25 protein-coding genes and 5 pseudogenes are annotated in these 26,681 nt (G+C 67.9%); 13 read left to right on the forward strand and 17 right to left on the reverse strand.

What is annotated here, in order from left to right; all coding sequences use genetic code 11:
• Nucleotides 1-588 precede the first annotated feature (588 nt).
• The gene (locus OG758_RS46595; protein ID WP_326715460.1) at nucleotides 589-1,221 is read right to left on the reverse strand and encodes a DUF2461 family protein; all 633 of its coding nucleotides are present in this window, start codon (nucleotides 1,219-1,221) and stop codon (nucleotides 589-591) included.
• 618 nt (nucleotides 1,222-1,839) lie between these two features.
• Between OG758_RS46595 and OG758_RS46600 the strand changes: the two genes are divergently transcribed.
• The 3 genes from OG758_RS46600 to OG758_RS46610 all read left to right on the forward strand — a co-directional run bounded on the left by OG758_RS46600 (nucleotide 1,840) and on the right by OG758_RS46610 (nucleotide 3,537).
• Nucleotides 1,840-2,217 (forward strand): fic family toxin-antitoxin system, toxin component, encoded by a 378-nt coding sequence (locus OG758_RS46600; RefSeq protein ID WP_326715461.1) that lies wholly within the window; start codon nucleotides 1,840-1,842, stop codon nucleotides 2,215-2,217.
• A gap of 230 nt (nucleotides 2,218-2,447) precedes the next feature.
• Nucleotides 2,448-3,059 (forward strand): DDE-type integrase/transposase/recombinase, encoded by a 612-nt coding sequence (locus OG758_RS46605; protein ID WP_326715462.1) that lies wholly within the window; start codon nucleotides 2,448-2,450, stop codon nucleotides 3,057-3,059.
• A complete protein-coding gene (locus tag OG758_RS46610) occupies nucleotides 3,052-3,537 on the forward strand; it encodes a hypothetical protein (RefSeq protein ID WP_326715463.1) in 486 nt (161 codons plus the stop codon). The genes OG758_RS46605 and OG758_RS46610 overlap by 8 nt, the downstream gene beginning before the upstream one ends.
• A 249-nt stretch (nucleotides 3,538-3,786) precedes the next feature.
• Here OG758_RS46610 and OG758_RS46615 read toward each other — a convergent pair whose 3' ends face one another.
• A complete protein-coding gene (locus tag OG758_RS46615) occupies nucleotides 3,787-4,026 on the reverse strand; it encodes a hypothetical protein (protein ID WP_326715464.1) in 240 nt (79 codons plus the stop codon).
• 10 nt (nucleotides 4,027-4,036) lie between these two features.
• Between OG758_RS46615 and OG758_RS46620 the strand changes: the two genes are divergently transcribed.
• A complete protein-coding gene (locus OG758_RS46620; RefSeq protein WP_326715465.1) occupies nucleotides 4,037-4,669 on the forward strand; it encodes a DUF3472 domain-containing protein in 633 nt (210 codons plus the stop codon).
• Nucleotides 4,670-5,001: 332 nt separating this feature from the next.
• On the opposite strand, the gene OG758_RS46630 is transcribed toward OG758_RS46620, so the two are convergent.
• The gene (locus OG758_RS46630) at nucleotides 5,002-5,568 is read right to left on the reverse strand and encodes a dihydrofolate reductase family protein (protein ID WP_326715466.1); all 567 of its coding nucleotides are present in this window, start codon (nucleotides 5,566-5,568) and stop codon (nucleotides 5,002-5,004) included.
• Between the two features lie 325 nt (nucleotides 5,569-5,893).
• Between OG758_RS46630 and OG758_RS46635 the strand changes: the two genes are divergently transcribed.
• Both OG758_RS46635 and OG758_RS46640 read left to right on the forward strand, forming a co-directional pair.
• Nucleotides 5,894-6,535 (forward strand): hypothetical protein, encoded by a 642-nt coding sequence (locus OG758_RS46635; RefSeq protein ID WP_326715467.1) that lies wholly within the window; start codon nucleotides 5,894-5,896, stop codon nucleotides 6,533-6,535.
• A gap of 264 nt (nucleotides 6,536-6,799) precedes the next feature.
• Nucleotides 6,800-7,249 (forward strand): hypothetical protein, encoded by a 450-nt coding sequence (locus OG758_RS46640; protein ID WP_326715468.1) that lies wholly within the window; start codon nucleotides 6,800-6,802, stop codon nucleotides 7,247-7,249.
• Between the two features lie 161 nt (nucleotides 7,250-7,410).
• On the opposite strand, the pseudogene OG758_RS49270 reads toward OG758_RS46640, so the two are convergent.
• From OG758_RS49270 to OG758_RS46655, 3 genes and pseudogenes are all read right to left on the reverse strand, one after another.
• Nucleotides 7,411-7,632, reverse strand: a pseudogene (locus OG758_RS49270) (Imm21 family immunity protein); the annotation flags it as partial.
• Nucleotides 7,633-7,644: 12 nt separating this feature from the next.
• On the reverse strand, nucleotides 7,645-8,643 hold the full coding sequence (gene gap / locus OG758_RS46650; RefSeq protein ID WP_326715469.1) for a type I glyceraldehyde-3-phosphate dehydrogenase: 999 nt from the start codon (nucleotides 8,641-8,643) through the stop codon (nucleotides 7,645-7,647).
• Between the two features lie 107 nt (nucleotides 8,644-8,750).
• Nucleotides 8,751-9,707 (reverse strand): GlxA family transcriptional regulator, encoded by a 957-nt coding sequence (locus OG758_RS46655; protein WP_326715470.1) that lies wholly within the window; start codon nucleotides 9,705-9,707, stop codon nucleotides 8,751-8,753.
• Between the two features lie 530 nt (nucleotides 9,708-10,237).
• Between OG758_RS46655 and OG758_RS46660 the strand changes: the two genes are divergently transcribed.
• Nucleotides 10,238-10,669 (forward strand): hypothetical protein, encoded by a 432-nt coding sequence (locus OG758_RS46660; protein WP_326715471.1) that lies wholly within the window; start codon nucleotides 10,238-10,240, stop codon nucleotides 10,667-10,669.
• 26 nt (nucleotides 10,670-10,695) lie between these two features.
• Here the strand turns inward: OG758_RS46660 and OG758_RS46665 are convergent, their stop codons facing one another.
• Nucleotides 10,696-12,387 carry an adenosine deaminase family protein gene (locus OG758_RS46665; RefSeq protein WP_442810441.1) on the reverse strand — a complete coding sequence of 564 codons (1,692 nt, stop codon included), beginning with the start codon at nucleotides 12,385-12,387 and terminating at the stop codon, nucleotides 10,696-10,698.
• A 174-nt stretch (nucleotides 12,388-12,561) separates the two neighbouring features.
• Between OG758_RS46665 and OG758_RS46670 the strand changes: the two genes are divergently transcribed.
• Entirely contained in the window at nucleotides 12,562-12,930 is a 369-nt protein-coding gene (locus tag OG758_RS46670) for a hypothetical protein (RefSeq protein WP_326715473.1), read from the forward strand.
• Between the two features lie 119 nt (nucleotides 12,931-13,049).
• Nucleotides 13,050-13,604, forward strand: coding sequence for an SDR family oxidoreductase (locus OG758_RS46675; protein ID WP_326715474.1), 555 nt, complete (start codon nucleotides 13,050-13,052; stop codon nucleotides 13,602-13,604).
• Between the two features lie 387 nt (nucleotides 13,605-13,991).
• Here OG758_RS46675 and OG758_RS46680 read toward each other — a convergent pair whose 3' ends face one another.
• Nucleotides 13,992-14,384: a hypothetical protein gene (locus OG758_RS46680; protein ID WP_326715475.1), complete on the reverse strand. Its 393-nt coding sequence runs from the start codon at nucleotides 14,382-14,384 to the stop codon at nucleotides 13,992-13,994.
• 228 nt (nucleotides 14,385-14,612) lie between these two features.
• The gene (locus OG758_RS46685; RefSeq protein WP_326715476.1) at nucleotides 14,613-15,020 is read right to left on the reverse strand and encodes a UDP binding domain-containing protein; all 408 of its coding nucleotides are present in this window, start codon (nucleotides 15,018-15,020) and stop codon (nucleotides 14,613-14,615) included.
• 23 nt (nucleotides 15,021-15,043) lie between these two features.
• Between OG758_RS46685 and OG758_RS46690 the strand changes: the two are divergent.
• Nucleotides 15,044-15,514 (forward strand): annotated as a pseudogene (locus OG758_RS46690) (helix-turn-helix domain-containing protein); the annotation flags it as partial.
• Nucleotides 15,515-15,805: 291 nt separating this feature from the next.
• On the opposite strand, the gene OG758_RS46695 reads toward OG758_RS46690, so the two are convergent.
• Nucleotides 15,806-16,156: a hypothetical protein gene (locus OG758_RS46695; RefSeq protein ID WP_326715477.1), complete on the reverse strand. Its 351-nt coding sequence runs from the start codon at nucleotides 16,154-16,156 to the stop codon at nucleotides 15,806-15,808.
• A 226-nt stretch (nucleotides 16,157-16,382) separates the two neighbouring features.
• Here OG758_RS46695 and OG758_RS46700 point away from each other — a divergent pair, with 226 nt between their 5' ends.
• Nucleotides 16,383-17,540 (forward strand): RNA-guided endonuclease InsQ/TnpB family protein, encoded by a 1,158-nt coding sequence (locus OG758_RS46700; protein ID WP_326715478.1) that lies wholly within the window; start codon nucleotides 16,383-16,385, stop codon nucleotides 17,538-17,540.
• Nucleotides 17,541-17,714: 174 nt separating this feature from the next.
• Here OG758_RS46700 and OG758_RS46705 read toward each other — a convergent pair whose 3' ends face one another.
• Nucleotides 17,715-19,118, reverse strand: a complete 1,404-nt coding sequence (locus OG758_RS46705; RefSeq protein ID WP_326715479.1) for an FG-GAP-like repeat-containing protein — start codon at nucleotides 19,116-19,118, stop codon at nucleotides 17,715-17,717.
• The gene (locus tag OG758_RS46710; protein ID WP_326715480.1) at nucleotides 19,085-19,738 is read right to left on the reverse strand and encodes a class I SAM-dependent methyltransferase; all 654 of its coding nucleotides are present in this window, start codon (nucleotides 19,736-19,738) and stop codon (nucleotides 19,085-19,087) included. Before OG758_RS46710 ends, OG758_RS46705 begins: the two co-directional genes overlap by 34 nt.
• A 359-nt stretch (nucleotides 19,739-20,097) precedes the next feature.
• Between OG758_RS46710 and OG758_RS46715 the strand changes: the two genes are divergently transcribed.
• Nucleotides 20,098-20,421: a hypothetical protein gene (locus OG758_RS46715; RefSeq protein ID WP_326708200.1), complete on the forward strand. Its 324-nt coding sequence runs from the start codon at nucleotides 20,098-20,100 to the stop codon at nucleotides 20,419-20,421.
• Nucleotides 20,422-21,362: 941 nt separating this feature from the next.
• Here the strand turns inward: OG758_RS46715 and OG758_RS46720 are convergent.
• From OG758_RS46720 to OG758_RS46735, 4 genes and pseudogenes are all read right to left on the reverse strand, one after another.
• Nucleotides 21,363-21,671 (reverse strand): annotated as a pseudogene (locus OG758_RS46720) (integrase core domain-containing protein); the annotation flags it as partial.
• A 156-nt stretch (nucleotides 21,672-21,827) separates the two neighbouring features.
• A pseudogene (locus OG758_RS46725) lies at nucleotides 21,828-22,013 on the reverse strand (IS630 family transposase); the annotation flags it as partial.
• Nucleotides 22,014-22,346: 333 nt separating this feature from the next.
• Nucleotides 22,347-23,063, reverse strand: a complete 717-nt coding sequence (locus tag OG758_RS46730) for a hypothetical protein (RefSeq protein WP_326715481.1) — start codon at nucleotides 23,061-23,063, stop codon at nucleotides 22,347-22,349.
• Nucleotides 23,064-23,378: 315 nt separating this feature from the next.
• A complete protein-coding gene (locus tag OG758_RS46735) occupies nucleotides 23,379-23,564 on the reverse strand; it encodes a hypothetical protein (RefSeq protein WP_326716308.1) in 186 nt (61 codons plus the stop codon).
• A gap of 189 nt (nucleotides 23,565-23,753) precedes the next feature.
• On the opposite strand from OG758_RS46735, the pseudogene OG758_RS46740 reads away from it, so the two are divergent.
• Nucleotides 23,754-24,981: pseudogene (locus tag OG758_RS46740) on the forward strand (RNA-guided endonuclease InsQ/TnpB family protein).
• Between the two features lie 42 nt (nucleotides 24,982-25,023).
• Here OG758_RS46740 and OG758_RS46745 read toward each other — a convergent pair.
• Complete coding sequence (locus OG758_RS46745) at nucleotides 25,024-26,679, reverse strand: IS1182 family transposase (RefSeq protein ID WP_326715482.1); 1,656 nt, start codon at nucleotides 26,677-26,679, stop codon at nucleotides 25,024-25,026.
• Nucleotides 26,680-26,681: the final 2 nt, after the last annotated feature.

Consider the following 26,681-nt stretch of genomic DNA (forward strand, 5'->3'; position numbering starts at 1 on the left):
CAGACCTGAACGATTCCCCGAACCGGCCACGCTGAGGCCGCGGGCGTGCAAGGCTGCAGAGTATTCCCGGCGTGACGGCGTTCACGGCCCCTGCAGCCGTGCGCGAACAGCCGGCCATGGCCCGGTCCTCCCGTGAGGCCGGGCCATGCGTACGTCAGGGGACTACATGCTGGCGTGCTCGCATGCCGCCCGGCCTCATTCGCCATGGCCTGGTTGTAGGGTGTCGCGCTTTGCTGCATACGCCGAGGCTGTGACCTGCGACTTCTCGCGGTGTCTCACGCTGCTTCATCTGCTGGTTGTCTCGGCTCTCGGTGCATTCCCGCCAGGTTTACTGAGGCCGCTCCGGGTGGACAGATCGCTGACCTGCGAGGTCTCACGGCCCAATATCATCTGGGACGGCGGTGCGGTCGGCTGTGTGGCGGTGCCGTATGGCGGGAAACGCGGGGGCCTGCCGCCGGATGTTCGACCGCTACATCGCACTGCGCGGGGGCACTGCCCCGGTCCGCGCCTGCATTCCCAAACTCCTGCTGGATGTGATCTCCCGGGCTCTCGGTCCGGGGCCCGTCTTCGATCGTGCCCCAGGTGATGTCAGGCGGCGCGCTTCACGTGGCGGACCAGCCACATCAGCAGGGCGTCCAGGTCGGCGGCAGCCGAGAGGACCCGGTCGACTGCCTCGGGGGTGTGCAGCCACTCCTCGCAGCCGAGGGGGCGGGCAGCGATCAGCGAACGGTGGCGCAGCAGGTTGGTACGGGAGTGGTCCGTCGGATAGCCGCGCGGGGGGCGTTTCATCACGTCCCCGGAGATGTCGTAGCCCTTCTTCCGCACGTCCTCGACGATGGCGAACAGTTCACGGCCGCTCCCCTCAGAGGCCACGGCTTTGCGGAACATGTCCACCTGGCCGGGATCGGGGTACCACCAGGCGCCCTGGATCCGCAAGCCGTCCAGGGCGAATCGGAGACTGATCTCGATCTTGCGGCCGAGTCGGATCACCGCGCCCTGGTGTTGCCACCACCAGGAGTCGGTGCGGTAGTGCCAGACGGAGAAGTCCTCGTACCGGGGATCGGTGTCCGCGATCTCGTTGAGCAGGGCGATCATCGGCTGCCGGACCAGGCGTTCGCGGTCCGCGCGGTAGCGCTCGCGGGTCGCGTGGGTAGGTTCGCCCTGGAGCTGCCACAACACGTCCATGGCCTGCTCCGGCCAGCCGGTGAACTGTCCGCGCATGCGCGGAGGATAGCTCACCAATGATCCGCGCGCGGAGAGTGGGACGGGCAAGGGGACGTAACCCCAGCCAAGGTGGGAGGTGCTGCGGCGGGGCTCGCCGGCCAGTTGCGTGTGCCGACCTGCTTCTTGAGTGCCATCTCGACGTCGTACCGCGACTGGCCGGACGCCTCCGCGTGGGCAGTGACCGCAGCATGCAGACCCGGCAGTAGGTGGCGGGGACCGAGGTCTCGGCGCCTTCCGGGCGCGTGAATCGTTCCTGCAGTTCGAGGAGCTTCACATGCTCTTCGTTCGCCGCCCGCTGCTGCTCAATCAAATCGTCAGGAAGTTCGATAGCCACGTCCCGGCATCTTGAGCCGCTTCGATGATGCCAGTGCGCACTGCCGCTTTCCCGACGCGTCGAGCGTGGTGACCGGGTGGCCGAAGTGCACCGAGGTATAGGTGACCCGCGGCGCGTGGATGCGTGCGGGCTGAAGCCAGGCTCGAGGTCCGTGGTCATGGTGATGCAGCGAGGCGCGTTGATTCGGCCAGCCACTGTGACGGACTGTGCGGAGGTGTCGGACGTTCCCTTCTCGGTGCTCGTGGCAAGACGACTGGCGGAACGGTGTCTGCCTTGGGCCGATGGAGCTCCACATCGACGTTCCGTGGATCCTGCAGGTCGCCGAGGCCGCCGGAGTGAACGATCCGGCCCCCGATGACTATGGCGTTCCCGTTTCGGCGGTGGCCCGTCACCGGGCCGAGCTGTTCGAGCAGGCCGTCTACGAAGGCCCCTACGCCAAAGCCGCCGCCCTGGTCCACAGCCTGGGCCGGTGCCGCTGGCTGGAGCGCTCCAACCTGGCTGTCGCCGCAGCTACGGGAGTCATGTACCTCGACGCCGTCGGAATTCCCGTCAAGCCCGCGCGCGAGGACGCCATCGCCCTCAAAGACCTGCTCCTCGAGCCCGCCTGCACTGCCGGGAAGATCGCCGAGTTGCTACGGACCTGGCCCACCGCCACCTGACGCCCGCATCCCCGGCGCCACTTCGCCCAGAGCAGCACCGCTCGCGCGGGGTGGCCCCGGGGCCTGTCACTGACGTGCCCGGTCGCAAACCGAGGTGCCCTCCAGAGGATCCGTGTAGTTCATTTGGCTCCTGCCGTCTCTGCGATGAGGCGGGCCCGCTTCTCGGCACGCGGTTCGGCCTTCCAGTCGGGTTTTGGATCACGCTGGTTCGCAAGGGCCGGCGCGCCGCGGTGAACACCATCGCGAAGATCATGGCCGAGCTCGGCCTGGCGGGCCGCACGGTCCGCAGACGGCGTGGGCTGACCAGGCCGGGCAGGCGCCCGGCCAGCCCGGACTTCGTGCGCCGCGACTTCACCGTGGAGGCGCCCGACCTCGTGTGGTCCGGGGACATGACCGAGATCGAGACCGGCGAGGGCAAGCTGTATATGGCCACGGTCATCGACCTGTTCTCCCGCCGCCTGGTCGGCTATGCGATGGGAGAGCGACACGACGCCGGCCTGGTCGTCGCCGCCCTGAACATGGCCGCGGCCACCCGCGGCGGGGAGCACGGGCCGGTAACGGGCTTTCGTGGTCGTCGACTTGGGGTTGGAGGGATGGCGCGCGTGCGACGGAACGGGGCCGCAGCCATTGAGCGCGATGGGACGGTCGTGCAGGATGCTGCTCTTCGCGCGCTCGCTATTGCGCGTCGCGCAGCAGGTTTTTGCGGCCTGACGACGAGGTCCCGCCACTGGGTGCGCGTGGCCTGCTCGTTGTCGAGCCAGCGGTGGTGCCCCTATGTCTTTGGTCAAGGGAAACGGGACTGCGCTGAACCCTGGGGACAGGCAGCATGGCGGTGTGGCTGATCTGCTGTGGGATGACGTGAGCTGCTTCTTCGACCCGGACTTGATGGGGTCGCTGCCGGACGTGCGTGTCCCAGATGCGTCGGTGAAGGACTGGCAGGCAGTCCTCGATCTTGTCTCTGAGAGAGGGTGGACGTGCCAGTACTCCGAAGGCGAGATGGTGCTTCCGGTGCCCCGAGCGGAGGCCGTGCTGTCCCGCCCGGCGGATGCCGAGCGCCCGGACCTGCGAGTCTGGCCGATTGCCGATGTGCTGGCGATCTTTCGCTTCCATGCTGACGATGAGGTCGACTTCGACATCGACCTGCGGGAGTTGCAGGGTCAGGAGCGACTTGATGTGTTCTGTGGCTTCCTTCGGGAGATCGGGCGGCGGTTGGGTAAGCCGGTGCTGATGGATCCGGAGGGTGACTATGGCCATCCAGTGCTCGGCTTTGATGTCGAGGCTGATCGAGTCGTTCTTCTCGCGGAGCCGCAGGTTAGGTGACTGCGGCCAACGGCTGGGGTTCGTAGAAGGTGTAGGGCACGACCACTGCTGCAGGGTCGCCGCCCTCATGGACGGTCTAGACGCCACCACCGCTGACGAGACCGACACTCGGTTCGGAGGCCGCCCCCTCATGAGCACCCCGCCTCCGGTGGCCCCGTCCGTACCTGCTGCTGAATGGTGGTGGCACGGCTGCCGATCAGACCGCCTGCGGTGCTGCGGCGTGGCGCCTTTGATGGATCGGGGCCGTGCTCAGTGGGGCGGTGCGCATCGCTGGGGGAGCGTGACGATTCCGGGGCGGTGCTCGAACGTGTCCATGACCAGCCATTCGTCCAGCTCGGGGTCGTAGAGGTTCTGGACGCCGAACTGCAGTACCTGCCAGAAGGTGCCCCGGTTGTTCTCGTCGCACCGCTGGAGATTCGGGGCGGGGGTCCTCCTGGGAGCCCTGGCGACTTTGCTGCAAGCCGCGGCGCCGGCCTCGGCGGCGGTCACGCCAGGGCACATGATCAACGCGTACCACAGCATCGCGGGTGCTCCGTCCGCAGGACTGTCCGACATCAGCTACCACATCACCGTGAACAGCCAGCCCGACACGAAGTCCGTCTTCTTCGCCCAGGCCTTCTACCTGAAGAACGGCCAGGTCGGCTACATGGGTCTGCAGCCGCGCCCCGGCGCCGCCGACCTCGCGCTGTTCAGCATCTTCGGAGCCGGCATGTCCACGACCGACCCCAACCGCACTCCGGGAGCCGACGGCGGAGAGGGCGTCAGCTGCGCCATCACCTACCCGTACCAGGCGGGGCGGCAGTACCGGCTCAAGGTCCAGAACATCGGGGGCAGTACGTGGGAGGGCATCGTCTACGACACGGTGACGGGCACAGTCACGCACATCGGCAGCTGGACGGTCTCCTCGTCCGCGGGCCTGCTGAAGCCCACCGGCACCCTGTTCGTCGAGTACTTCCTGCGCGTCGCCGACTGCAACTCGATCCCGCGCACCCAAGCCTATTTCCCTAACCCACAGGGCAACGGCAGTACGCATAGCGGGAGTTACAGCAGCGCGGTCCTGCTCGGCCCGTGCAAGGGCAAGGCGAGTTACTCCATCAGCGGCACGGGAATCACGACGGTGACCGGCGGGTAGCAGCCACGAAGCGCATGGGCCGGGCGGGGTGGACCACTCGCTCCCCCCGCGGGTCCATGTGCTGCGGTGCGGCGGTCACTGCGGTGGCGTCGTCGGCCAGCCCCAGCCGGATCGTGTCCAGCACGGCGGTCCACGGCGTGCGCCCAGTCTCCAGGACGGCGACGAGGAGTGGGGCCGCCAGCCTGAATTGGTCGGCGCTGCAGCCTCGCCCGTAGACGTGCCAGAACAGCAGGTCCGGGCTGGTCGGGGCATCGGGACGAACCCGGCCCCCGGTGGGTCACCGAACCCACCGTGCGCCTCCTGCTGCGCCTGTCCGGCCCAAAATACTCTGTTCAGCGCCTCGTCTCGTACCGGGTCAGGACCACGCCGCCGGGAAACGTCCGCGTCTCCACCAGGTTCAGGTTCACCCAGCTGTCCAGCGCGGTGAAGAACGGCGTGCCGCCGCCCACCAGGACCGGATGGGCGGCGATCGCGTACTCGTCGATTAGCCCGGCGCGCATGACCGCCCCGGCGAGCGTTGCGCCGCCGATGTTCATTGGGCCGCCGTCCTCGGCCTTGAGCCGGGTGATCTCGGCGATCGAGTCGCCGGTGACCAGGCGGGTGTTCCAGTCGACCTTGTCGATCGTCGAGGAGAACACCACCTTCGGCGTGTCCCGCCAGTTCCGCGCGAACTCGATCTCCGCCGGGGTGGCGCCCGGCTGCTGGTCGCCGGTCGGCCAGTAGGAGCTCATCGTCTCCCACAGCTTGCGCCCATACAGCGACAGGCCACTCGCCTGCTCGTGTTCGAGCCACCACTGGAACAGCTCGTCGCTCGGCGGTCCGCTCCAGCCGATGTCGTCGCCGGCCGCGGCGATGTAGCCGTCCAGGGTCAGGTTCATCCCGTAGATCAGTTTCCGCATGGCCCAGCCTTCCGTCCGTGGGGTACGGCGTATAGACCAGCGCGGCGCGGGAAAATCATCGGTGCGCAACCTGGGCTCGCCGGTAGCCCTCATACTCAGGGCTCAGCGTGGTGTACTCGGACAAGCCGCCTGATCTCGACCTCGCCCTCGCGAGGAAATGCCACGGATTCGAGAGGGCATTCTGAACCGGTATGCCCGATTTTGGCGTTGGCTCGGAGGTGAGGCGCTTTCCATGTGATCGCTTGGTCCTTCGGCAGCTTCTACCATGTCCGGTGGTGAAGGGGGCGGGTGAGGATCGGTAGATCAGAAGGGTCGGCTCAAGGACGTGGTGCAGATCGAGCGGTTGGTGGACCTCAAGCCCGCCTACCAGCGTCAGGCTGCCGTCCTGGCCCTGTGGCGGTGGCGTGCGCCAGTACTCGCGTTCGAGCTCGATGCAGAGTGGGGCGTCGACCAGGCTGCGCTGGAGTCGCTGTTCCGACTGGCAGCATCACCTGCTGGTGAACAGTCGGATCACGCATACCGGCGAGCAATCGCCGAGCTGTGCACCGCCCCGCTCTTCATGTCTGAAGTGGACCCGGACACGGTCCAGCTCTTCCAACTGGAGACCATCAGCAGCCTGCTGGCTTTCGGAGAGTTGCTGGACAGGCCTGGCGTGGACGAAGCAGAGCGAGTGGTCGAATCCTCGGCCGGCCTGGCGAACTACCTGGACGACCTCGTCGAGGGCTCGTTTTACTCCCACCCCTCGCAGGAGGCCCACCGCCAGTACCTCGCCGACCTGGCGAGCGAGGGCTATTTCGGGTCACGAAATTTCGCTGTCGAGTCCGCCTGCCACGGTGTTCTCCGGGCTCTCCCCGATTCCGCAGGGCTGCTGGACTCGTCCACCGGTCGGGAGTTGCTCGCGCTTTGCGAGGACTTCGGCGAAGAGCTTGTCACAACGATGCTGTGGCTCCGCAGGACGGGTCACTAGCGATCGCGTCGTGAGCCGGAGGACGAATGCGGGGGCCGTGATGGACGGGTGGTCCGGAGCGGAGGGCAGCTACGGGCGGCGCTGGGCGAACAGGCCCGGTCGTCCCATCTGCACGGGCTGCGAGACCGGTATGGCACCCGCGCCTCGGGCGAGCTCGGCCTGCAGGGCAGCCAGCCGGCGCCGAGCGACTGCAAGCAAGATCTGCATCACGGTGCGTCAGAAGAAGTGGGTGCTTCGCTACCAGCGAGGAGGCAGGATCTCGGCATGGCTACCGAGATCGAGGGGATGATCGAGTGCCGTCCGGGCGCTCTCCTGTGGGGCCCTGACGACGAGGACTCCGTCTGGCACGCCGCCATTGGGCTGTGGCTGCTGAACACCGGCAACGCCTACGACGCGCTGGCCTGCCTCTTCGGTATTCGCAACACCTACGGCTTTCAGCCCCTTGCAGCGGACCGTGGGATCCCGGTGGATGCCTCCGAGGCCCTGGCCGGCGACCACGCTTCCTGGGGGCTCATCAACGTGCACGGCCGTACGTGGATCACCCGGGCAGAGCTGCTTGCTGCCGACTGGCAGGAGACCGACGTCTGCGGCCAACGGAGCCGGGCGCAGGTGGCCGGCGACGCCTCGCACTGGGGGCCCGCGTGGAGCGTGATGCGCACGCTGAGCGAGCTGCACGGCGCGTCCAACGTGAGGCTCATCGTCTGGTTCTCCTGACCTTGGCCCGCCCGGGGCTGCGCACAGTGACGTGCCCACAGTCTTTCGAGACATCGCTCCACCTGGTGTCTCACGCAACTGTGGGCATTGCAGGCCACAGGCTTGGCCGATCGCTGAGGAAGACGCCGAAGCTGAACCAGGTTGAGCGAGGTCTTCGGATTCGGTTCCACATACGCGGCACGAACCGAATAGCGTCCTGCCCCCAGTTCGACCCGCAGATGGTTCTCTGACTCCAACTCGTCACCAGGCCAAGCCGAGTCGAACAAGACCACTGGCCCCGGCACGTCCCGCCTCTGTGACTGGGCGCTCTGGTTGCCCGACTGGTCAACCAGGGCGCCCAAAGGAAGTGCTGGTCGGCGCGGTCGCCGGAGGCGGGGTACCACCCCGGTGTCCGGTCAGCGGGTGGCGAGGAACTCGAGCGTGTCGATCACGCGGTTCGAGAAGCCCCACTCGTTGTCGTACCACGCGGCCACCTTGACGTGGCGGCCGTCGACGCGGGTGAGGGCCGAGTCAAAGATCGCCGAGGCGGGATTGCCCGTGATGTCGGACGACACGAGCGGGTCGTCCGAGTACTCGAGAATTCCGGCCAGCGGCCCCTCCGCTGCGGCGCGGTACGCCGCCAGCACCTCGTCGCGCGTCACGTCGCGGGTGACGGTCGTGTTGAGTTCGACGATCGAACCCACCGGCACCGGTACGCGGATCGAGTCGCCCGACAACTTGCCGTCGAGGTTCGGCAGCACCAGGCCGATCGCCTTGGCGGCGCCGGTCGTGGTCGGCACGATGTTCACGCCGGCGGCTCGGGCGCGACGGGCGTCGCGATGCGGACCGTCCTGCAGGTTCTGCTCCTGCGTGTAGGCGTGCACGGTAGTCATGAACCCGTGCTCGATACCAGCGAGTTCGTCGAGGACTGCGGCCAGCGGCGCGAGCGCGTTGGTGGTGCATGAGGCGTTCGAGACGATCGTGTGCACGGCCGGGTCGTAGGCGTCGGTGTTGACCCCGAACGCGAGCGTGACGTCGGCGCCGTCCGACGGCGCGCTGACGAGTACCTTCTTCGCGCCCGCGTCGAGGTGGGCGCGGGCGGCCTTCGCCGAGGTGAAGCGGCCGGTGGCTTCCAGGACGATGTCGACGCCGAGTTCGGCCCACGGCAGCAGCGCCGGTTCGCGCTCTGCCAGCACCGTGATCCGACGGCCGTCGACGACGAGGGCGTCCCCGTCGACGGTCACCGGGCGCCCGAGCCGGCCGGCCGTGCTGTCGTAGGCGAGCAGCCGGGCGAGAGTGGCGGGCTCCGTCAGGTCGTTGACGGCGACGATCTCGAGGGCGCTGTCGCGTTCCAGCAGTGCGCGCAGCACATTGCGTCCGATGCGGCCGAATCCGTTGATGGCGATGCGAGTCATGAGTGATGTCCCTTCCCTTCGCCACCAGGCTCGCCCGCGGCCGGCGTCGCTGACAGTGGCGGGATCGCCATGGTTCAAAAGGATCCCGCCACGCGGTGCTGAACGGGTTACTCGCCCTGGGTGAAGGTGCGCCGGTACTCGCTCGGTGTGGTGCCGAGGATGCGGTGGAAGTGCAGGCGCAGGTTCGCGCCGGTGCCGAGCCCGATGTCGGCGGCGACCTGTTCGACGCTGCGCTGCGAGCGCTCGAGCAGTTCGCGGGCCAGATCGATGCGGGCGCGCATCACCCACTGCATCGGCGTGTAGCCGGTCTCCTCGACGAAGCGCCGGGACAACGTGCGGGGCGAGACCCCCGCCTGCCGCGCCAGTATGTCGAGCGTGAGCGGCTCGCCGAGCCGGTGCAGTGCCCACTCGCGGGTGGCGGCGAACCGCTCGCCGAGCGGCTCGGGGACGCTGCGCGGCACGTACTGGGCCTGGCCGCCGCTGCGGTAGGGGGCCGCAACCAGACGCCGGGCCGCGTGGTTGGACGCGGCCACTCCGAGGTCGCCGCGCAGGATGTGCAGGCACAGGTCGATGCCGGAGGCGGCGCCGGCCGAGGTGAGCACGCTGCCCTCGTCGACGAACAGCACGTTCTCGTCGACCTGAACGAGCGGATGCCTGGCCACGAGTGCCCGCGTGTAGTGCCAGTGCGTTGTGGCGCGCCTGCCGTCGAGCAGGCCCGTAGCGGCGAGCGCGAAGGCGCCCGTCGAGATGGCGGCGAGCCGCGCGCCCCGGTCGTGGGCGGCGATCAGTGCGTCGACGACGGTCTGCGGCGGGTCGTCGCGGTCCGGGAACCGATAGCCGGGGATGAAGACGATGTCGGCCCACGCAAGGGCGTCGAGGCCGTGGGCGACGTAGTACGCGAGGCCATCGCCGCCGGTCACGAGACCGGGTGTCGCCCCGCACACCCGCACCTCATACGGCATGCTCGCGCGGGTCGTGAAAACCTGCGCAGGAATTCCGACATCGAGCGGCTTCGCACCCTCGAGCACGAGGACGGCGACGCGATGCAGGCGGGGTGCAGGCACAGGAACAGGCTACGTTGGGCGTGACTTCGATACGCCCACTGCGCGGACCGGGCAGTGGGCGTATCGGCCGGGCTGTCTTCCACGTTGCAGTCCACCGCTCATCCCATCCTTCGCCCGCCTTCAGCCGACCTGAGACCAAATCCGCACTCAAGTCACCCCAGGACGGTGAACCGAAGCCCGACCGCGACCTGGTCGTGGGGGAGTCGGCCGAAGCGGTCGCTGCCGCGCAGGCCGCCGTCGATGCACCCAAGGGGATCGGCACCTCACCTCGTACGCCACCGAGGTCGCGCTCCCGGTGAAGGGCACCTGGAAGAACCCCGCGATCGGTAGCGCCCGTGCCGATGTCGTCGTGATTGCTCCGGACGACGGTGTGCCGCTGCTGTTCATCGAGGTGGACAACTGCACCGAGGAAGCCGTCCTTATCGCCGCGAAGTTCGACAAGTGCGCCCGGTTCTTTAGGCGGAAGGAGAAGGTCACTGACGGCATCGAGAAACCGGTGTGGCGCACCCGCCTGGGAGGGGTACGAGCGTGTGCACCCGCCGGTCCTGCTCGTCTTCCACCAGGTCGGCAAGCGTTCCGCGAAGAGCCAGATGGAGAAGGTCGCCGACCTCACCCGCCACCACTGGCAGGGCCGGTGGCATCGCGAGGGCGGCTTCCACTCCTACGACGGCTGCATCCCCGTCGTGGCAACCACGTTGGAGCTGCTGCATGAGCACGGGCCGGCCGGGCCCGCGTTCTGGTCTTTCGGCCGTAAGGAACGACAGTCGCTGCTGGACGCGATCGGCACCCCCGCCGGGACGCTGCCCTCGCCCGCAGCCGTCAAGCCGCCCGGGAAGAGCAACAGCGCCGCGCGGAGTCGTGCGAGACTTCCCTCACGACGGGCAGGCGTATGCCCCGTGTCCGTGGGGGACGCCCCCGGCCTGTCCCGTCCGGTTGCGGCTCGTGAACCACTTGGGCTGTAGGTCCGGGGAAGTTCCCGGACAGGGCGTCAGGGGATCAGGGCAGATGTGCTGGTGCGTCGCGGGGGTGCCGGATTTTCGTGGTCTCGGCGTGCGTGTTGGTAGTGCGGGATGCGGTCTGTGGCCTGTGGCGTCCTGGCGGCGAAGGTGCGTTCAAAGGCGTGGAAGGCGTCTTCCTGTTTCCACTGAACTGTGGCCTTGGCGCTGGAGGCGAGGAAGTGGGCGCACCGCTTGCCGGGGGTCGGGTCGCCGAGGCGGTCTCCGGCGCATTCGGGGACGGTCTGGTGGCCGTTGCGGTCGCGCCACAGGCTGTGGCCCTTCAGGAAGGCGTACTCCAGGGAGGTGCGGGCCAGGTCCTTCAGCACCGGGTAGTCCAGCTGGTAGGTGAGTGCGGCTCGTTGGTATTCGCGGCTGATGTCGGTTCGCTCGACGCCTTGGTCGTCGGTGGCCAGGGCGACCGGAACGTCGTATGCCCGGTACAGCGGGAAGGGGTGAGCCGGGCCTGTGACGCCCAGGACCTGCGCGTTGCTGGTGAGCGGGACCTCCACAAGCACATGCCGCCGGGCCATCAGGCGCAGCAGTTCCCGGTAGTCGTCCTCGCGGCGGATATCGACGCCGTGGCCGATGCGGTCGGAGCGGGCGGTGAGCACGGCGTCGCGGACGTGGAAGCGCAGGTCCTCGGGCTTGACCAGGCCGGGTACGAGCTCTCCCGCGTGCAGGGTGAGGGGAACATCGGGGTACACACCGCGCAGGTACTTCAGCATGCGCATGTGCAGGCGGTAGTTGGCGACCGCCACCGGATTCTCCTCGGGGCCCACGAGGTTCAGCGAGACGAAGCGGGGGTCGCGCCGGGCCAGTTCCACGCCGAGCAGCATCTGGGCGAAAACCAGCTCGGGCGGTCCGCCCCGGTCGACCTGGGCGATGAACCGTACCGGCAGCGCGCACCCGGCGTCGGGGTGGTCGGTATCGCAGTGCGCGTCGGTACGGAACTCCGCGATCATCGAGTCCGTCTCGCTCATCGCCTCTTGGACGACGGCGTCCATGCCGCCGTCGGCCAGCATCTTGTCGCGCATCAGGGCCAGGTCACTGTGGTACCCGACCTTGGTGGCAAGGGCGTCAGCGGCGTACCAGGCGGGCGTCCACATGGTCTCGAGGTAGAACTGGTGTTGCTTCGCGGCCGAGGTGGCCACCTGGGCCAGCAGCCGGCCGGGATGGAGTCCGCTGACGGCGCCGAACTTTCCGAAGGTGGCGAAGAAGTGGTCGTGGCTGCTCTCGCCCTGGTTGGGCGTGAAGTCCTGCATGGACCAGGCGCGGATGACCTGACGCCGGAACGCGAGGTCGGTGAGGGTGTCGGCTGCGGGGCGGGTGTTTCCCGTGCAGGGCGGCGCGCTCGCGGTGAGGGTGGTCGTGTCGATGCAGTAGTCGGCCTCGACGGCGATGCGCAGCAGCAGTTCGGTGGTCGCCGCGCCCGAGAGGTGGTTGTGGAGGTCTGCGCCCTTGGGAAGGGCCCTGAAGAAGGCGGTCAGCTTTTCGGGGCGGTCGCGTACGCCTCGCAGGTATGCCGAGACGCTCGCCTCGGCGCGAGTGGGTCCGCTGGTGTCTTCCTCCGCGGCGGCCTGAGCCGGCTGAGTGGATGTCAGGGCGAGTGCCAGTACGGCACCCAGGGCCGACGCGAGCCGGGCGCTGCGGCGCGGCACGAAGGACGGGACGGAGGGAATCATGCCGTGCATCTTGTAGTAACCGGGGGAGAGGCAAATGCCCGACATGCCGCATGTCACCCGGGCGACGCACGTCATGTTCGATGCAGGTTTGGCGCAACTCGCGTGTGGGGGCATCGTCGGCAAGTCCGGCCAGGGTCCCGCACCGGCGGGTGCCGGGCAGGGAGCATGGAGGGCATGACCACTGAGCATCCCGCCGAGCGGGGCGGCACCGGGCGCGACGTGTTCGCCTCCTTCTCCGAGCGGGCATCGAACGTCACCAGCTCGCCGCTGTTCTCCGCCCTGTGCGTGCTCCTGGTCCTCGGCATGGCCGCCATACACCTTGCGCACCTGCCGCTGCCCTGGCTGATCTTCGCGGGGGACGTCGTGGCGGCCGTCAACCTGCTCTTGCTCGCTCTGCTGACGAACACCGAACGGCGTGATGCGCACGCGGTTCAGCGCAAGCTGGACGCCATCGCGGCGGCGATGCTGGAGCAGCGCGAGGGCGCGAGCCACACAGCGGCCGACGAGCTACGGCGTGTCATCCGCATGGAGGAGAAGCAGTAACGGGGCTGCGTCACGGACATCCGTCATCGAGGAACGTGACCTGCTCCGGAGGGCCTGGTCGATGGCGTCGGCAATGGGGCGTGCATGCGGGAGGTTGCGCTGAGGGCGTCGCGAGGTCGGTGGCGCGCAGGCGCGATGCCGCCGACGCGCGGGCGGTCGCGGCGCTCGCCGCGCAGATCGCCCCGATCCAACGTCTGATCATAACCCTCACCGGCAACGGCGGGGCGGGCCCGTTCAGGGAGTTGCCCATAGACGGCCTGCGGCAGGCGTTCGAGGAGAAGTACTGGCCCACGGTCACCGCACTCCAGGCCGGCCTCGCTCACCTCAGCAAGGACGCCTCGGTCACCCTCGTCGGGGCGGTCACCGCCCGGGCCGCCATGCCCGGCATCGGCTCGCTCAACGCCGCCGTCGAAGGGCTCGTCCAGCCGCTGGCCGCCGAACTCGCGCCCATCCGGATAAACGCCGTCTCCCCGGGCTACGTCGACACGCCGTGGTGGGACGGGCTCGCCGCCGAGGAGCGAGAGGGCGTCTTCGCGTCGGCAGCCGCTTCCCTGCCCGCCAAGCGCATCGCGGACGCCCCCGACATCGCCGAGGCCGTCGTGCTGCTGGCCACCAACCCCAACATCACCGGCACCATCCTCGAAACAGACGGCGGCGCCCACCTCACCGCCTGACGCGCCTTTCACCGCAGCCGGCACACTGGCCAACCGCCCCCGGCCTACGCTTGGAGTACCGCAGCCAAGCACAGCAACTTGCACACAGGTACTGGCCGCGGGACCTGGTGGACACGCTGCGCTCCTGCCTGCGTATCGTCGAAGAACTCGGCGAGATCCTGGACGAAGAAGAACTGTCCGTCCAAGTTCATGCCGCGGTAGGGCAGTTGAACGGACATTTCACCGAGGCCCTGTGCCTCCCGGACCCGCGCCGCCGTTCAACACCCCCGGAAGGCCCCCGGTCGTCGTGGGGCGGCATCAGGCGGGGCATGGAGGCATGGGAGGCGTTGACGCCCCAGAGCGCCAGGCCGCCCCGACATGTCGGGGCGGCCGGACCTGCGCTGTGAGCTACTGGACCGTGACGAAGAAGTCGTTGGGGGCGGCCTGGACGCCGCTGAAGATGGCAACGGCGATCGTGCGATTGTCGTTGTCGCACCATGACGACGGCTGGACGGTGGCGCGAATGGTGGCGTCTTTGGCTTGCTGCCAGTCGAGGGTGGCCGTGATGACGCTCTCGGCGAGGCTGATGTTGGGGTCGGAGATGTGGACGCAGTAGACACTGGGGAGAGGCTGCGTCACTGTGTCGACGTTCTTGGACCGGAGGAGCTCCCCGGAGGCGGACACGCTTGCCGCGGCCTGCGCGTACGGGGCGTAGATCGGGGTCGGGTCGGCCACCGCAGGTGAGGCCAGCGCCACGGTCGCCGCGGCTGCCATCAGAAGGGTGAGGGGCATTCGGCGCATGCTGATCTTCCTTGTCCGGAGGTCATCGGTGCGGGGTGTCGGGTGAGGCGACCGGGAGCCGGGCCTGACTGCTCTGTAGCAGGTGTCGGGACCGGAGGCGGTCGGCGGGAGTCCTCCGGTGCATGGATGGGCGTTGGCCGTGACGGCAGCGGAGGTGGCGGTTGGACGATGACAGAACAGGACACGACCGAGTTTGAGTAGAAACGTTTCATTGCCACCAAGAGGTGATCAGAAATGCGCCAGTTGGCCGCCTGTCGAGAACCGCCGCGCATGGAACCCGTCCGGATGACGGCTCGCAGGGACATCCGGGGCACATGGGAGCCAAAAGTGCCGCCGACCAGCGCGAACTACTGAAGGTGGTTTTGCCTGGTCGGCGGCACTCTTCCGGTCGAGCCTGCAGGTCGCGGGCTTGTTGTTGGGGTCGAGGTGGTTGCGGCCGTTGTAGAGGACGGGAGCTGTGCCGTTCATGGCCTGGCGTGCGGCAGTCCAGTCGGTGGTGGTCAGTTCGGGCCACTCGGTGACGAGGATGGTGGCCTCGGCGTCGGTGAGGGTTTCTTCGATGGTGGGGCGGCAGTGGGCCTGGTCCCAGGAGTGCGTGCTGGGCTGGGGGCGGGCCATGGCGTCCCAGCACGTCACGGTGGCGCCCTCGGCCAGGAGGCGTGAGGCGGATCCTGGTCGAACGAGTTCAGGCCGGACGGCCAATTGCGCATGTCGCAAAGGAAATGGGCATTTCCCGCCCCACCGCCTGCAAGTGGGTGCGACGCTGGCGAGCGGAGGGAGAGGCCGGGCTTTACGACCGCTCCAGTCGCCCCTACGCAACACCGCTGCGGACGACCCCGCCGGCACGCGAGGAAGAGGTCTGTGAACTGCGCCGCAGCCGCAAGCTCGGTCCCACCCGGATCGGCCCGATCCAGGGCATGCCGGCCTCGACGGTGCACCGTGTCCTGGTGCGGCACGGCCTGAACCGCCTGGCGTTCATGGACCGGCCTACCGGACAGGTCATCCGCCGCTACGAACGCGACCAGCCCGCTGAGCTCGTCCACGTCGACGTGAAGAAACTCGGCCGGATCCCGGACGGCGGCGGCCACCGGGTCCTGGGCCGCCGGGCCGGCCGGACTACCCGCAAGAGCATGGGTTTCGACTACCCCGACACCCGGCAGCAGAACGTCCGCGACGCGAACCCCACCCGTCACACAGAACCGATGCCCAACTGTCCCCAAATTGGCGACAGAGCCCGGAAATTGAGCCAGAACCCGAACTCGTGAACAAGAGGCTGTCCCTGGTGTGCAGGGACCAACCCTGTTCCGATGTCCGGGGCGACGCGCCGCGATCGTGTGGAAGCGGTCCTGATGTCCGCAGGACCCTTGTGCGGGTGGATCGTCGGGCCGGTTGTCCGAAGTCGGGCGGGGCAGTTGCGCAGTTCACTTCGAGGGTGGATACGGTGCCAGGTGCTGTGCTCCTGCGAGGCAACCACTCTGCCATTCGTCCAGGTACGGGGCTTGGTAAAAGAGTTCACGGCAGTTTTCCCGGGCGGCATCGGCTGTGATCTCCTCCCCGGCGCCCGGAATCTTCTGCCCCGCCAAATATCCGTCCCGGTAGACGTCGGCCCGGCTCTCGCGCTGGGTGCCCTTGCTGTTCCCGCTGGTCGCTGTGGCTGTGCCGACGCCGTAGCCAGCCGCGAAGACTACGACCACAGCTGTGACCGAGCCGATCGCGACCCGCGCCTTGGGTATCAACAACGGACGGCTTGGCGCGTCGTCCTTCGCGGTCATCCGGTCTCCTGAGGTGAGGACGCTGAACCGGTCAACAGTGTGGCCGCAGGTCCCGCGCGTGTCAGCTGCTTGTGCACTCTTGTCGTCCTGAGATGGCGTTCAGCGGGATCTGGTGAGGATCCCTGGGCCTTCAGAGGCCCGGGAGGAATCACTTCTCAAAATAGGGGTGACCTGCGCGTACGCACGGGTCTGCATTGTTGTCAGTGCCCCCGCATAGGGTTCCGGTATGAAGATTGTGGTGCAGGTGAAGCTGATGCCGGGGGCCGAACAGGCTGCCGCGCTGCGCTCCACGCTGCGCACGGTCAATGATCTGGCGTGCTGGGTGTCCCAGGTGGCGTTCGCTCGCGGCGTGCCGCGTGAGTATGAGCTGCGTAAGCACACGTATCCGCACCTCAAGGCGCAGGGGCTTGGGGCGCAGGCCGCGCAGCATGTGATCAAGAAGGTGCGTGACGCGTACACGACGCTGCACGCCAACCTGCGCGCCGGAAATCTCGGCAAGCCGAAGTCGAGGCGCCGGGTCAAGGCGGAGTCCAAGCCGATCGCGTTCCGCGCCGAGGCCGCGCAGCCGTATGACGACCGGTGTCTGAGCTGGCAGTACGACCAGCAGACGGTGTCCATCTGGACGATGGCCGGGCGCATCAAGAACGTCTCGTTCGTGTGCTTGGCCGACGCGCTCGAGGTGCTCCAGCAGTATCGCAAGGGCGAGTCCGACCTGATCGAGCGCGACGGCGTGTTCTACCTGATCGCCACCTGTGATGTGCCCGAGGCTGAGGCGTACGAGCCGGACGGCTTCATCGGCGTGGACCTTGGCATCGTCAACATCGCTACTACGTCCACCGGCTACCAGGCCGCCGGGCGCGGACTGGGCCGGTACCGCAAACGCCAGCTTGCCCTGCGGCGGAAGTTGCAGAAGAAGCGCACCAAGTCCGCCAAGCGTCGGTTGAAAGAACGCTCCCGCCGTGAACAGCGGCACGTCAAGAACACCAACCACATCATCGCGAAGACGATCGTGACCGAGGCTGAACGCACCGCACACGGCATAGCCCTGGAAGAACTCAGGGGCATCCGCCGGCGGGTACGGCTTCGCAAGCCCCAACGGGTCACACTCCACTCCTGGGCCTTCGCCCAGCTCGGAGACTTCATCGTCTACAAGGCCAAGCGGGCAGGCGTGCCCCTGGTCTTCGTCGATCCCGCGTACACGTCGCAGATGTGCTCGCAGTGCCAGCACATCGACAAGCGCAACCGTGTGGACCAGGGGCTTTTCATCTGCCGGGGGTGCGGGGTCGTTGCCCACGCCGACCGGAATGCTTCCCACAACATCGCCGCACGTGGCGCTGCTATGTGGACTGCGGGGCGTGAGTCACGCGTCCCTGCCACCCCATAACGGGGTGTCTGGACGGAGGAGCCAACCCAGCAGCCAGTTGGGAACTACCTCCAAGCCCGGTCCTTAGGGCCGGGTCAAGTTGACGCCTCGGTGACCCGGCCGGCGTGCCGTTCGATGCTGGTCGTTGGGCGACCCTGCGGTCAACGTTCTGGCCATGGAGACGGCTCCACGGGCTCAGCGTGCGAAGTTGGCTCCGAATCGGGAACCCTTTTCCGGCTCGTTCAGTGTGCTGGGGCTGAAGGAGGCGATGTTGGTGGTGGTCAGGCCGGTCTTCGAGCCGCGCAGAAGCCAGGCCGCGCCCGAGTTCTGGTAGGTGCCGTCCTCCTGGGGCGTGCCCACGGCGAGGTCCGCGCGATTGTTTGCGTTGACGTCCGCGAGCAGTACCGAGGCGCCGAAGTTGTCGCCCTTCTCGGATGCTCCCGGCACGCCGGACGTGGACTGGTTGAAGGCCTGTGACCCGGTTCCGGTGAGGCCTGACGCGCCGCCCTTGAGCAGAACCACTGCGCCTGCCTCGCGGATGGAGCCGATGTCCTCTCCCGGTACACCCACCGCGATGTCCGGGTAGCCGTCGCCGGTCACGTCACCGGCGGCGAGCGAGTAGCCGAACTGGTCGCCGTAGTCCGCGTCGTTGTCGCCTGCCTCGCCGACGCCCGGGACGCCCGCAGTGTCCTGGTTGATCTTCGTCGTACGGGTGGAGAAGCCGGATGCCGAGCCGTAGATGACGCGGATGTCACCGGCGTCGTACTCCATCATCTCGGAGACGTGGTCGACCTGACGGGCGATGAAGTCGCCGTAGCCGTCATTGTTCACGTCGGCGATGACTCCGCCGACCGTGTAGTAGCCGGAGGACTGGAAGGTTCTGCTCAGTCCTGTGGACGTGCCTTTCCACAGGCGGGACATGCCTTGCATCTCCTCGAAACCGTGCTGGGTGACGACATCGTCCTTGCCGTCCCCGGTGACGTCGCCGACCGTGAAGCCCTGCGGGCCGTCCTCGTCGCCGAAGGCGAGCGTGTCGGTCGACGTGGGCGCCCCGGCGCGGGTGAAGGGACCGAAGCGCACCTCCAGCGAGCCACCGGTGTTGGCCACGAGGTCGGCGTGACCGTCGCCGTTGATGTCACCGGCACCCACCTGGTACGTCGTACCGGCGATTGCGGCGCCGCCGCGGAGTCCCTGTGCGGAGCCCCACAGCACCACGGGCGTGTGGTAACCGCCGACCACGAGGTCGGTGTAGCCGTCCTCGTCGAGGTCGCGGGCCGCCGTCCAGGTGCCGAAGTAGTCGTACTCCATGACGTCCCCGGGTACACCCTCGGTGGCGCGCGTGATGAGCTCGGGGTGCGCGGTGTCGGCGCCGGCGGAGGAGCCGTACACGACCGACAAGTAGCCTGCGTCGCCGACGCCCGACACTGTGGCGTTGGGCGCGCTGATCGCCAGGTCGGCGAACCCGTCGCCGTTGAAGTCGATCACCGGCGGCGTCGTCGTCGTTGCGGAGGCCGGTGCGGCCAGAACCACCGGGGCGGTCAGCAGCGCGACGAGCGCGGCACAGCTCACGGCGGAACGACGGCGGATGCGGTTGGGCACGGAGACTCCCGGTATCGGTTCCTGGTACATCGAACGTTCATGTTGACCACCACCGCTGCGTAATGGTTGTAGTGCGCGTGACTTCGGCTGGAGAACGTGGGCCTCCGGCCTTCTGGACAGGCTGGATGGTCGGCTTCCCACACGTCGGTTCGCGCCAGCTGGGGCAGACGCCATGCACGCGAGTCCAGACCGGCTCCGAGGATCAGGAGTTGGCGGGGTGGGCAGGCGCACAGGGCCTCATCGATCGCGCCGGTCCGCGCCACCATGACCTCGGCGCACGCTCGTACGCTCTCGTACCTCGTGCGCGCTGGCCGGCCTTGCGGCGGCACTCCCGCCCGCACCGCGTCTATGGGTGTGCGTTCCTCGGCGCGCAGCAGCTGCATCGCCACCGGATCCGAGAACCGGCCGGCAGCGACGCTTGCGTCGGCTGCTGCCCGCCCCTGGCGGATTAGCACCGCTGTCCGGCTCGGCGCACGCTCATTCTCGTTCACGGGTCCATGTTCAACACGGCCCGCTGGGTCGGGGTATAGGCATGTTTTTGGTGGCGCGTCTCCTGCTGTGCGGCCGGGGGAGGTGCATGGGGAGGCCCGCGCGCTCAGCGGCTTGATGGTGCGCAGCATCGAAGTGGTCCTGGTGGTGGCGCACCGGCGGGGTATCGCTGCCCGCGGCCTCGTCAACGCACGCGCCGTGTCCGGGCATGCAGTGACGGGGTGCTGGTTCGCGTGGCCTGGTCAGCGCGCGCGGTGTCCGGGCGTGCTGTGTGTATCCGGTCGCGCTTGCGGCGGTGAAGGGTGCCGGGTTCTCCCGTGTGCTTGGCGGGTGTTGTGTTTGAGCGTCTTCGTGCCGTGAGCGGCGGGAGTGGGGCGTTCGTGGCGGTCCTGGGAAACACTCGATGCGCAGGTCCGCTCCCGTCATGGCCTTGCCCTTTACACTTTCGCCGTCACATAGCGTGAGGAATGATGTGAGAAGAGTGATTGAAGTGCTGCGTAGTCCGCGGCGCCCCCTCGTGCTCGGCGCGGTGCTGACCGTCGCGCTTGCCGCACAGTCAGCTCTGATCGTCGCCCAGCAGGTGCAGATCGACGACCTGCGGATGCAGCCTGTGGATGTCCAGGCGAGCGTTGAGCCTGGTCCTTCGGGGCCGTCCGGTCCCCCTGGTCCCGCTGGTCCCGGTGGTCCTATCGGCCCGGCGGGCCAGGACGGCACGAACGGGAAGGACGGCAAGGACGGTACGAACGGGAAGGACGGCACGAGCGGGAAGGACGGCAAGGATGCTGTCGCTCCGCCGGCGCCGGCTTCGAGTTAGGCCCCCGGCCGCACCGATGGCACGGTGCGGGATCGTCAACTGGCCGTCAGGTGCCGTTTTCGGAACGTCGTATTCATAGCGGTTGTGGCCTGAAGGCAGACGCTGAAGCTCGTGACACCTCTTGGGCTTGTGTGCGCGCCGAAGGGGGCCCGAAGTTGGTGAACATGGTGGTGCACGCCCGCCTGCGCCGCGGCCGTGACGTGCTTCGGACCCTTCCCGCAGTGATCGGCACAAGCGGGTGTCCGGTCGCCCGGGAGGGACGCTCGGCGTAGGGATCGGCCTCTGTCGCGCCCTTGCTCTTTGCTCCTTGTCATCGCATAACGTGAGGAATGATGTGGGAAGTATGAAAGAGGCGTGGCGTAGCCCCCAGCGCCGCCTTGCACTCGGCGCGGCGCTGACCGTCATCCTCGTCGCGCAGGCAGCTGTCCTCGTCGCCCACCAGCAGCAGATCGGCGAACTCCAGGCACGGCGCATCGCCCTCCAGGGGAACAGCATCCGGCAGGGTCTGCCCGGCCCGCCTGGCCCCTCCGGCCCTTCCGGCCCGGCCGGCCCTACCGGCCCGACGGGCGTGCCGGGCCGGCACGGACACGACGGCTATCGCGGCGTACCGGGGCGCGACGGAAGGCCAGGCAGGCATGGCAGGAACGGGGTGGTGATCTACATCGGGCCGTGCCGTCATACGGCCGCCTGTACCCGCTGCTTTTCAAAGCTGTCACCGGTCAAGACGCGTCCCTTCCATCAACCGCCCAGGTCGGCCCGAGGCCTGCGAGCTGCTGGAGTTTGCCGGCGGTGAGTCTGGCGCGCCGGGTTTTGGTGTTGGGCAGCCACACTCCGAGCCTGACCTCGGTCCCGCCTTCCAGCTGGTCTATGTGCCCCCTGTGTGGAGTGCCGTTGTGATTCCAGCAGGGGGCTGATGCAAGTTGGGGTGACAGGTTCGTTCGCGCGGCTTCGAGGGCTGGTGTGGTTATGACGGTTGAATTCGACGTGGGTCAGCCGGCCGAGCGAGGCTTGTCGGCGGCGTCGGTGGTAGGTCCGTTCGATCCAGGTCACGATCGCGTTCCGCCGTTCCTGACGGGTGGCCCAGGAACGGCGGTTGAGGACGTTCTTGTGCAGCAGGCTGATGAAGGACTCCATAGCCGCGTTGTCGCCTGCCGCCCCAACCCTCCATATGGATCCGGCGACCCGGTGGCGGTCGAGCGCCCGGACAAAATCCGCGACCGGAACGGCGATCCGCGATCGCTGTGCAGAATGCACCCAGCGCACCGAACAGGCCGCCCTCGCCGCCGAGAGCCAGGGCTTCGACAGCCTGACACTCGTCCAGCAGGCCCCTGTGCGTTCGTCAGCGACTCGGACGGCAACAACATCGAAGCCGTCCACAAGGAGACCTCCTAGCGCTCCGGTTCTGGTCAGGCGGCTGCAGCGACGGGGCGACCTCCCCAGCAGATGCCCTTCTGGCTGCGGACGCGGGCGCGTTCGCGACATTGCGCGGCCAGGACGTCGGCGCGCCGGGCGTTCTGGTTGCGCTAGCGCAGGTATGCGTGCAGGGCTCGGATCTGGACGGTGTGGTGGGGGTGGTGGGAGTCGGTCCGCGTAGACCCGCCAGTTGACCCCCGGGCGAAGCTGGTCCGTCCCTAAAGACCCTCACTGACAACGCCGCCAGTCGACCAGCACCGCAAGCTGCACCAGACGCCTGCAGAAAGGCATGACACCGGCTCGAGGGACGCCCCGAGAGGGTCGCGGCAGGTTATGCGGGCCGGCGCCCCCTGGCATCGTGACGCCGGCCGCTGCCCCTGCCTATGCGACGTGGTGGCCGCGTGGCTGAATGCCCCCGCACCGGGCCGGCGCCACCGGCACAGGCCGCGGCCGCATGGCCGGACACTTCGTTTGGCTGCTCGCCGGGAATTTTCTTCGGATGTCCTGGGCGGCTACGAGCTGACCGCGCCGGCCTTCTCGCGCTTGTTGCTGTCCTGCTCGGTTTTGGGCAGCGCGGGAGCCGGGGCCTTGTGGGTTGTGGCCTGCACGGCACCTGAGGTGTAGAGGACCGAGGCGCCCTGCTTCGAGCGGTGAGCCTGGCTCTTGGCGACAAGGTTCTCGAGGGTGGTACGTACGACGGTCGACTTGATGGTGCGCTGGGGGTGGGCCTTTGCCAGCGCCGAGGTGACCTCGGCTGCGGAGCGGGGTTCTTTCTGCTGGTCGAGGTGGGTGCGGATGAGCGCGATCAGCGTGGGCTGCGCCGATGCCGTAGCCGCCTTGGGCTCCGCGGCCTGGGTCTTGTCCTTCTTGGCCTGCGCAGTGGTCTTCTTCGCGCTCGGGGTCTTGGCCGCAGTCTTGGACGGGGCAGGGGTCTTGGCTGCGGTCTTGGACGGGGCACGCCGGGCAGTGGTGTTCTTGCCGGATGCCTGCTGCGGGAGGGACGTCGAGGGCTCCGGGGTGCTCGGCGCGGATGCCGGCCGGCTGCCGAGCGTCTTGTGGATGCGGTGCAGCACACTCTGGTCGTCCTGCAGGACAACCAACTGCGCCTGCAGGGCGGAGAGCTCCGCGCCGATACGTTCCTGCTCTTTGGCATTGAGCTCGAGGTCCTGTGCGACCTGAGTGGCGTACTGAGATGTCACGCTGGTGACGGTGACGGCGTGGTCAGTCATGGTGTTGGCCTTCAATTCGGGAGTAATAGCGCACCGCCGTGAGTGCATAACCGGAGTAGGTGCGCCCGCCTGTTCGTGTACTTTCGCGGCGAACGGTGGTGTGGCGGCGTAGTGATAGTACGCATGAGTGATGGCTCATGTTCCCATCGAGTGATGGTTCCACGCTGCATTGAGGGTTGAGCCTTTGCGCAGGGCGGCCCTTTGGGGCTGGGGCCGATGCGGGTGGACCCGGCGGGTTGGTGGTTGTTGGCAGGTGCCGGCAGACGGCGCTGCGGGACTTCCCCACCCCCGTAAAGGTGGGCACGCGGTTATTGATCACGCGGCGAGCGCGAGTTTCGCGGTGTGGTGTCGGTGTTGGTATTCGTTGGGGCTGAGGTGGCCGTTGGCGGATTGCCGGCAGCGGGTGTTGTAGCGGGTCAGCCAGGCGAAGACGGGCCTGCGGCAGGTGTCGGAGTCGCCGACATTTCTCTGCACTCCGTGCGTCAGCGGACGGCGGAGCATGAGCCTTCACCGGATTCCTCCGAGGACGCCCCGGCCTTCAGGTCGGGGAGGAATCGGACTCCTGCGGAGCGGGGCAGGGGAAGCCGATTCGCCGCCAGGGCGGATCGGCGTGCACCTGCCGTGGTGGTGAGCCAGCCCCCGTTGGATCAGAATCCTCAACTGTCAGTCCTCCCGGGTAGGTTGCTGTTCATGACGACCGCGGCGCAGGAAACGAAAGGTGTCGGGCATGCCCGTTACACGTTCCGTCTTCGTGTGTCGTCCACCGCAACTGGCGCCCTTGAAGCGGAATGGGCGCGGTGCCGGTGGCTGTGGAATGAGTGCTGCGCCCGCTCGAAGAGGGCGCACGCGGAGAATGAGGAGTGCGGTCCGGCCCGGCTGGACAGGATGCTGACCGAGGCGCGTGCCTGCATGGGGTGGCTGCGCGAGGGCTCCAGCGTTCCTCAGCAGCAGGTGATTCGCGATTTCGCGAAGTTGCGGGCGAAGGCGCTGAAGGACATCAAGGCCGCTGTGCCGATGCGGCAGCGGGCCGGGATGCCCAAGTACAAGAAGAAGCATCAGGACGATCCGTCGCTGAACTACACCCAGCGGGGTTTTCGGCTCAAGGACGGCCGCCTGCACCTGGCGGGCGGCATCGTCGTGACGGTCGTGTGGTCGCGTGCCCTTCCCGAGCCACCTTCCAGCGTCCGCGTCTACCGCGACAGCACCGGGGCTTGGTATGCGTCTTTCGTCGTGGCGAGTGTGACTGAGACGCTGCCGGGAACTGGCCGGGTGATTGGGATCGACTGGGGTGTGAAGGAGATTGCGACCACTACCAGCGACGACCATGACCTTGCCCACCCGGAGCACGGGAAGAGTGCTGCCCAGCGCTTGGCGCACTATCAGCGGATGATGTCCCGGCGTAAGCCGAAGCGTGGATGCGCCGGGTCGAAGGGCTATCGCGAGGCGAAGCGGCAGGCGGCGAAGCTGCACAAGAAGGTGGCCCGGCAGCGTCAGGACACCGCCCGCAAGTGGGCCAAGAAGGTCGTCCGCGACCATGACGCCCTGGCCGTGGAGGACCTCCGGCCGAAGTTCCTCGCGAAGTCCACCATGGCCAAGAAGGCCGCTGACGCGGCGATCGGCGCGACGAAGACAGCACTGGTCGATATGGGCCGTAAGCACGGCCGGTCCGTGCACCTGGTGCACCCGGCGCACACCACGATGGACTGCGCAGACTGCGGAGCGAGAACCAAGCACGCGCTGCCTCTCTCAGAACGAACGTATACGTGCACCACGTGCGGGGTGTCCCGACCTCGGGACAAGAACTCAGCCCGTGTGATGCTCGTCCGGGCTGGTCTCTGTCCCGGCTAGTGCTGATCGTGTAAGACCTGCATCCCCGCCGGGGATCAGGCGACGTGAGCTAGGAATCCCCCTGCTTTAGGACTCCGTTGGGAAATCCGTGAAACGGCCGCATGGGCGGTGTTTATGCGGCGAGGCCGAGCCGGGCCAGGTGTGAGGTCCGGGTTGGGCCGAGGGGTGTTTCGGTGAGCCAGGCGTCGAGCCGGATGATGTTGATCGCGGTGGCGGCGAAGATGTGTCCGAGGTGGGTCTTGGGCAGGCCGGTGAAGCGGGTGCGGCGGATCTGGGTGCGGCGGACGGCCTGGGAGATCGTGCCCTCCACGCCGGCGCGGATGTTGTAACGCTGCTGCCATTGGTCGGTCAGCTGCTCACGGCGCCGGGTTTCCAGCGCCTCCTGCTGGTCTTGGGGGAGCAGGGTCAGGCTGCGGCCCCACTTGCCGTTCGCCGCCTTGGTGCACTTCTCATGCACGGGGCAACTGCCGCAGTCCTGGGCTGTGAAGTGCACCCGTGCGAGGGGAGTTCCGCTGCTCTTGCGCTGGGAAGACCAGCTGGCGCTGGTCTTCCCCTGGGGACAGGTGACTGTGCGGGCCTGCCAGTCGACGGTGAACGTGCTCTGCGCAAAATGTTCGCCCTGATGGTTCTCGTGGTGTGTGTCCAGCCCGACCGGCCCCAGCAGCTCGATTCCGTACCGGTCCTGGGCTGCGACTATGTGTGCGGCGGTCACGTAGCCGGCATCGACGTCGTGCTCGGCAGGCAGTAACTCCCGTGCGGCCAGGCCCTGATGGAGGGTCTCGGTGACCTCGGTGTCGGCGACCGTCGCGTCCGTGGTGATCACCTGGGTGATCAGGTGCGGGGCGTCCGGCTCGCAGGTCTCGGACAGGTGGGTCTTGTAGCCGCACCAGCCCGAGCCCCGCTCGACGCTGTAGCGGGCGTCGGGGTCGTAGGGCGAACAGAGCCGGCGTCTGCCTGGCGGGAGGTCCTTGCCCTCCCGCCAGCGCACCCCCTCGCCATCGCGGTGGTACTGCTCAACCCAAGCCCGGCGCAGGACCTGGACGGCGGGGATCTCCCGCAGCCAGCCCGGAGAGCCGGGAGCGAAGGCAGCCTCAAGGATCGTGAAGCCGTCACGGCCTACCTGTTCGGCCCACTCCTGGCGCACGTTCTCCCCCCTGGGGAAGCGGTAGGAGTCGATCCGGGCGCCGTATCGTCTGACCCAGTCTGCGGTGACCAGCGCGGACAGCCACTGCGGGGCCGCCACTGACAGGGCTTCCAGGGCAGCCCGCAGGCTCTCGCCCACGAACTCCATCCGGTTCAACGTCCGCACCGCCGCGAGCACATGGGTGGAGTCGGTCCGCTGACGGCCCCCCGCACGCAGCAGCCCGAGTCCGGAGATTCGCTCAAGGACCAGGTCCAGGACCTTCTCCTCCAGACCGTGCTCGATCAGCCGGGCACGGAAGTTGCAAAGGACGGAGAAGTCGAACCCCGGGTCGTCCAGCTCAAGACCGAGGAGGAACTTCCAGTCCATCCGGGCGCGGACCTGGTCAGCGGCCTGCCGGTCGGTGAGCCCCTCGGCATACTGCAGCACCGACACCAGCGCCAATGCCCCGGGCGAGACCGCCGGTCGCCCCCGTCCGGGGAACGCCTCGGCGAACGACTCGTCCTCGAACAGCAGACCGAGCGCCTCACGAACACGGACCGCAAGCGTCCCCTTCGGGAACGAAGCCCGCACCACCCGCGCAGTCAGCTCCGGCACTCCGCGATCGGCCCGCGGCTCCAGCGACATCC

The sequence above is a fragment of the Streptomyces sp. NBC_01474 genome (assembly GCF_035918215.1).
Taxonomy (GTDB): domain Bacteria; phylum Actinomycetota; class Actinomycetes; order Streptomycetales; family Streptomycetaceae; genus Streptomyces; species Streptomyces aureus.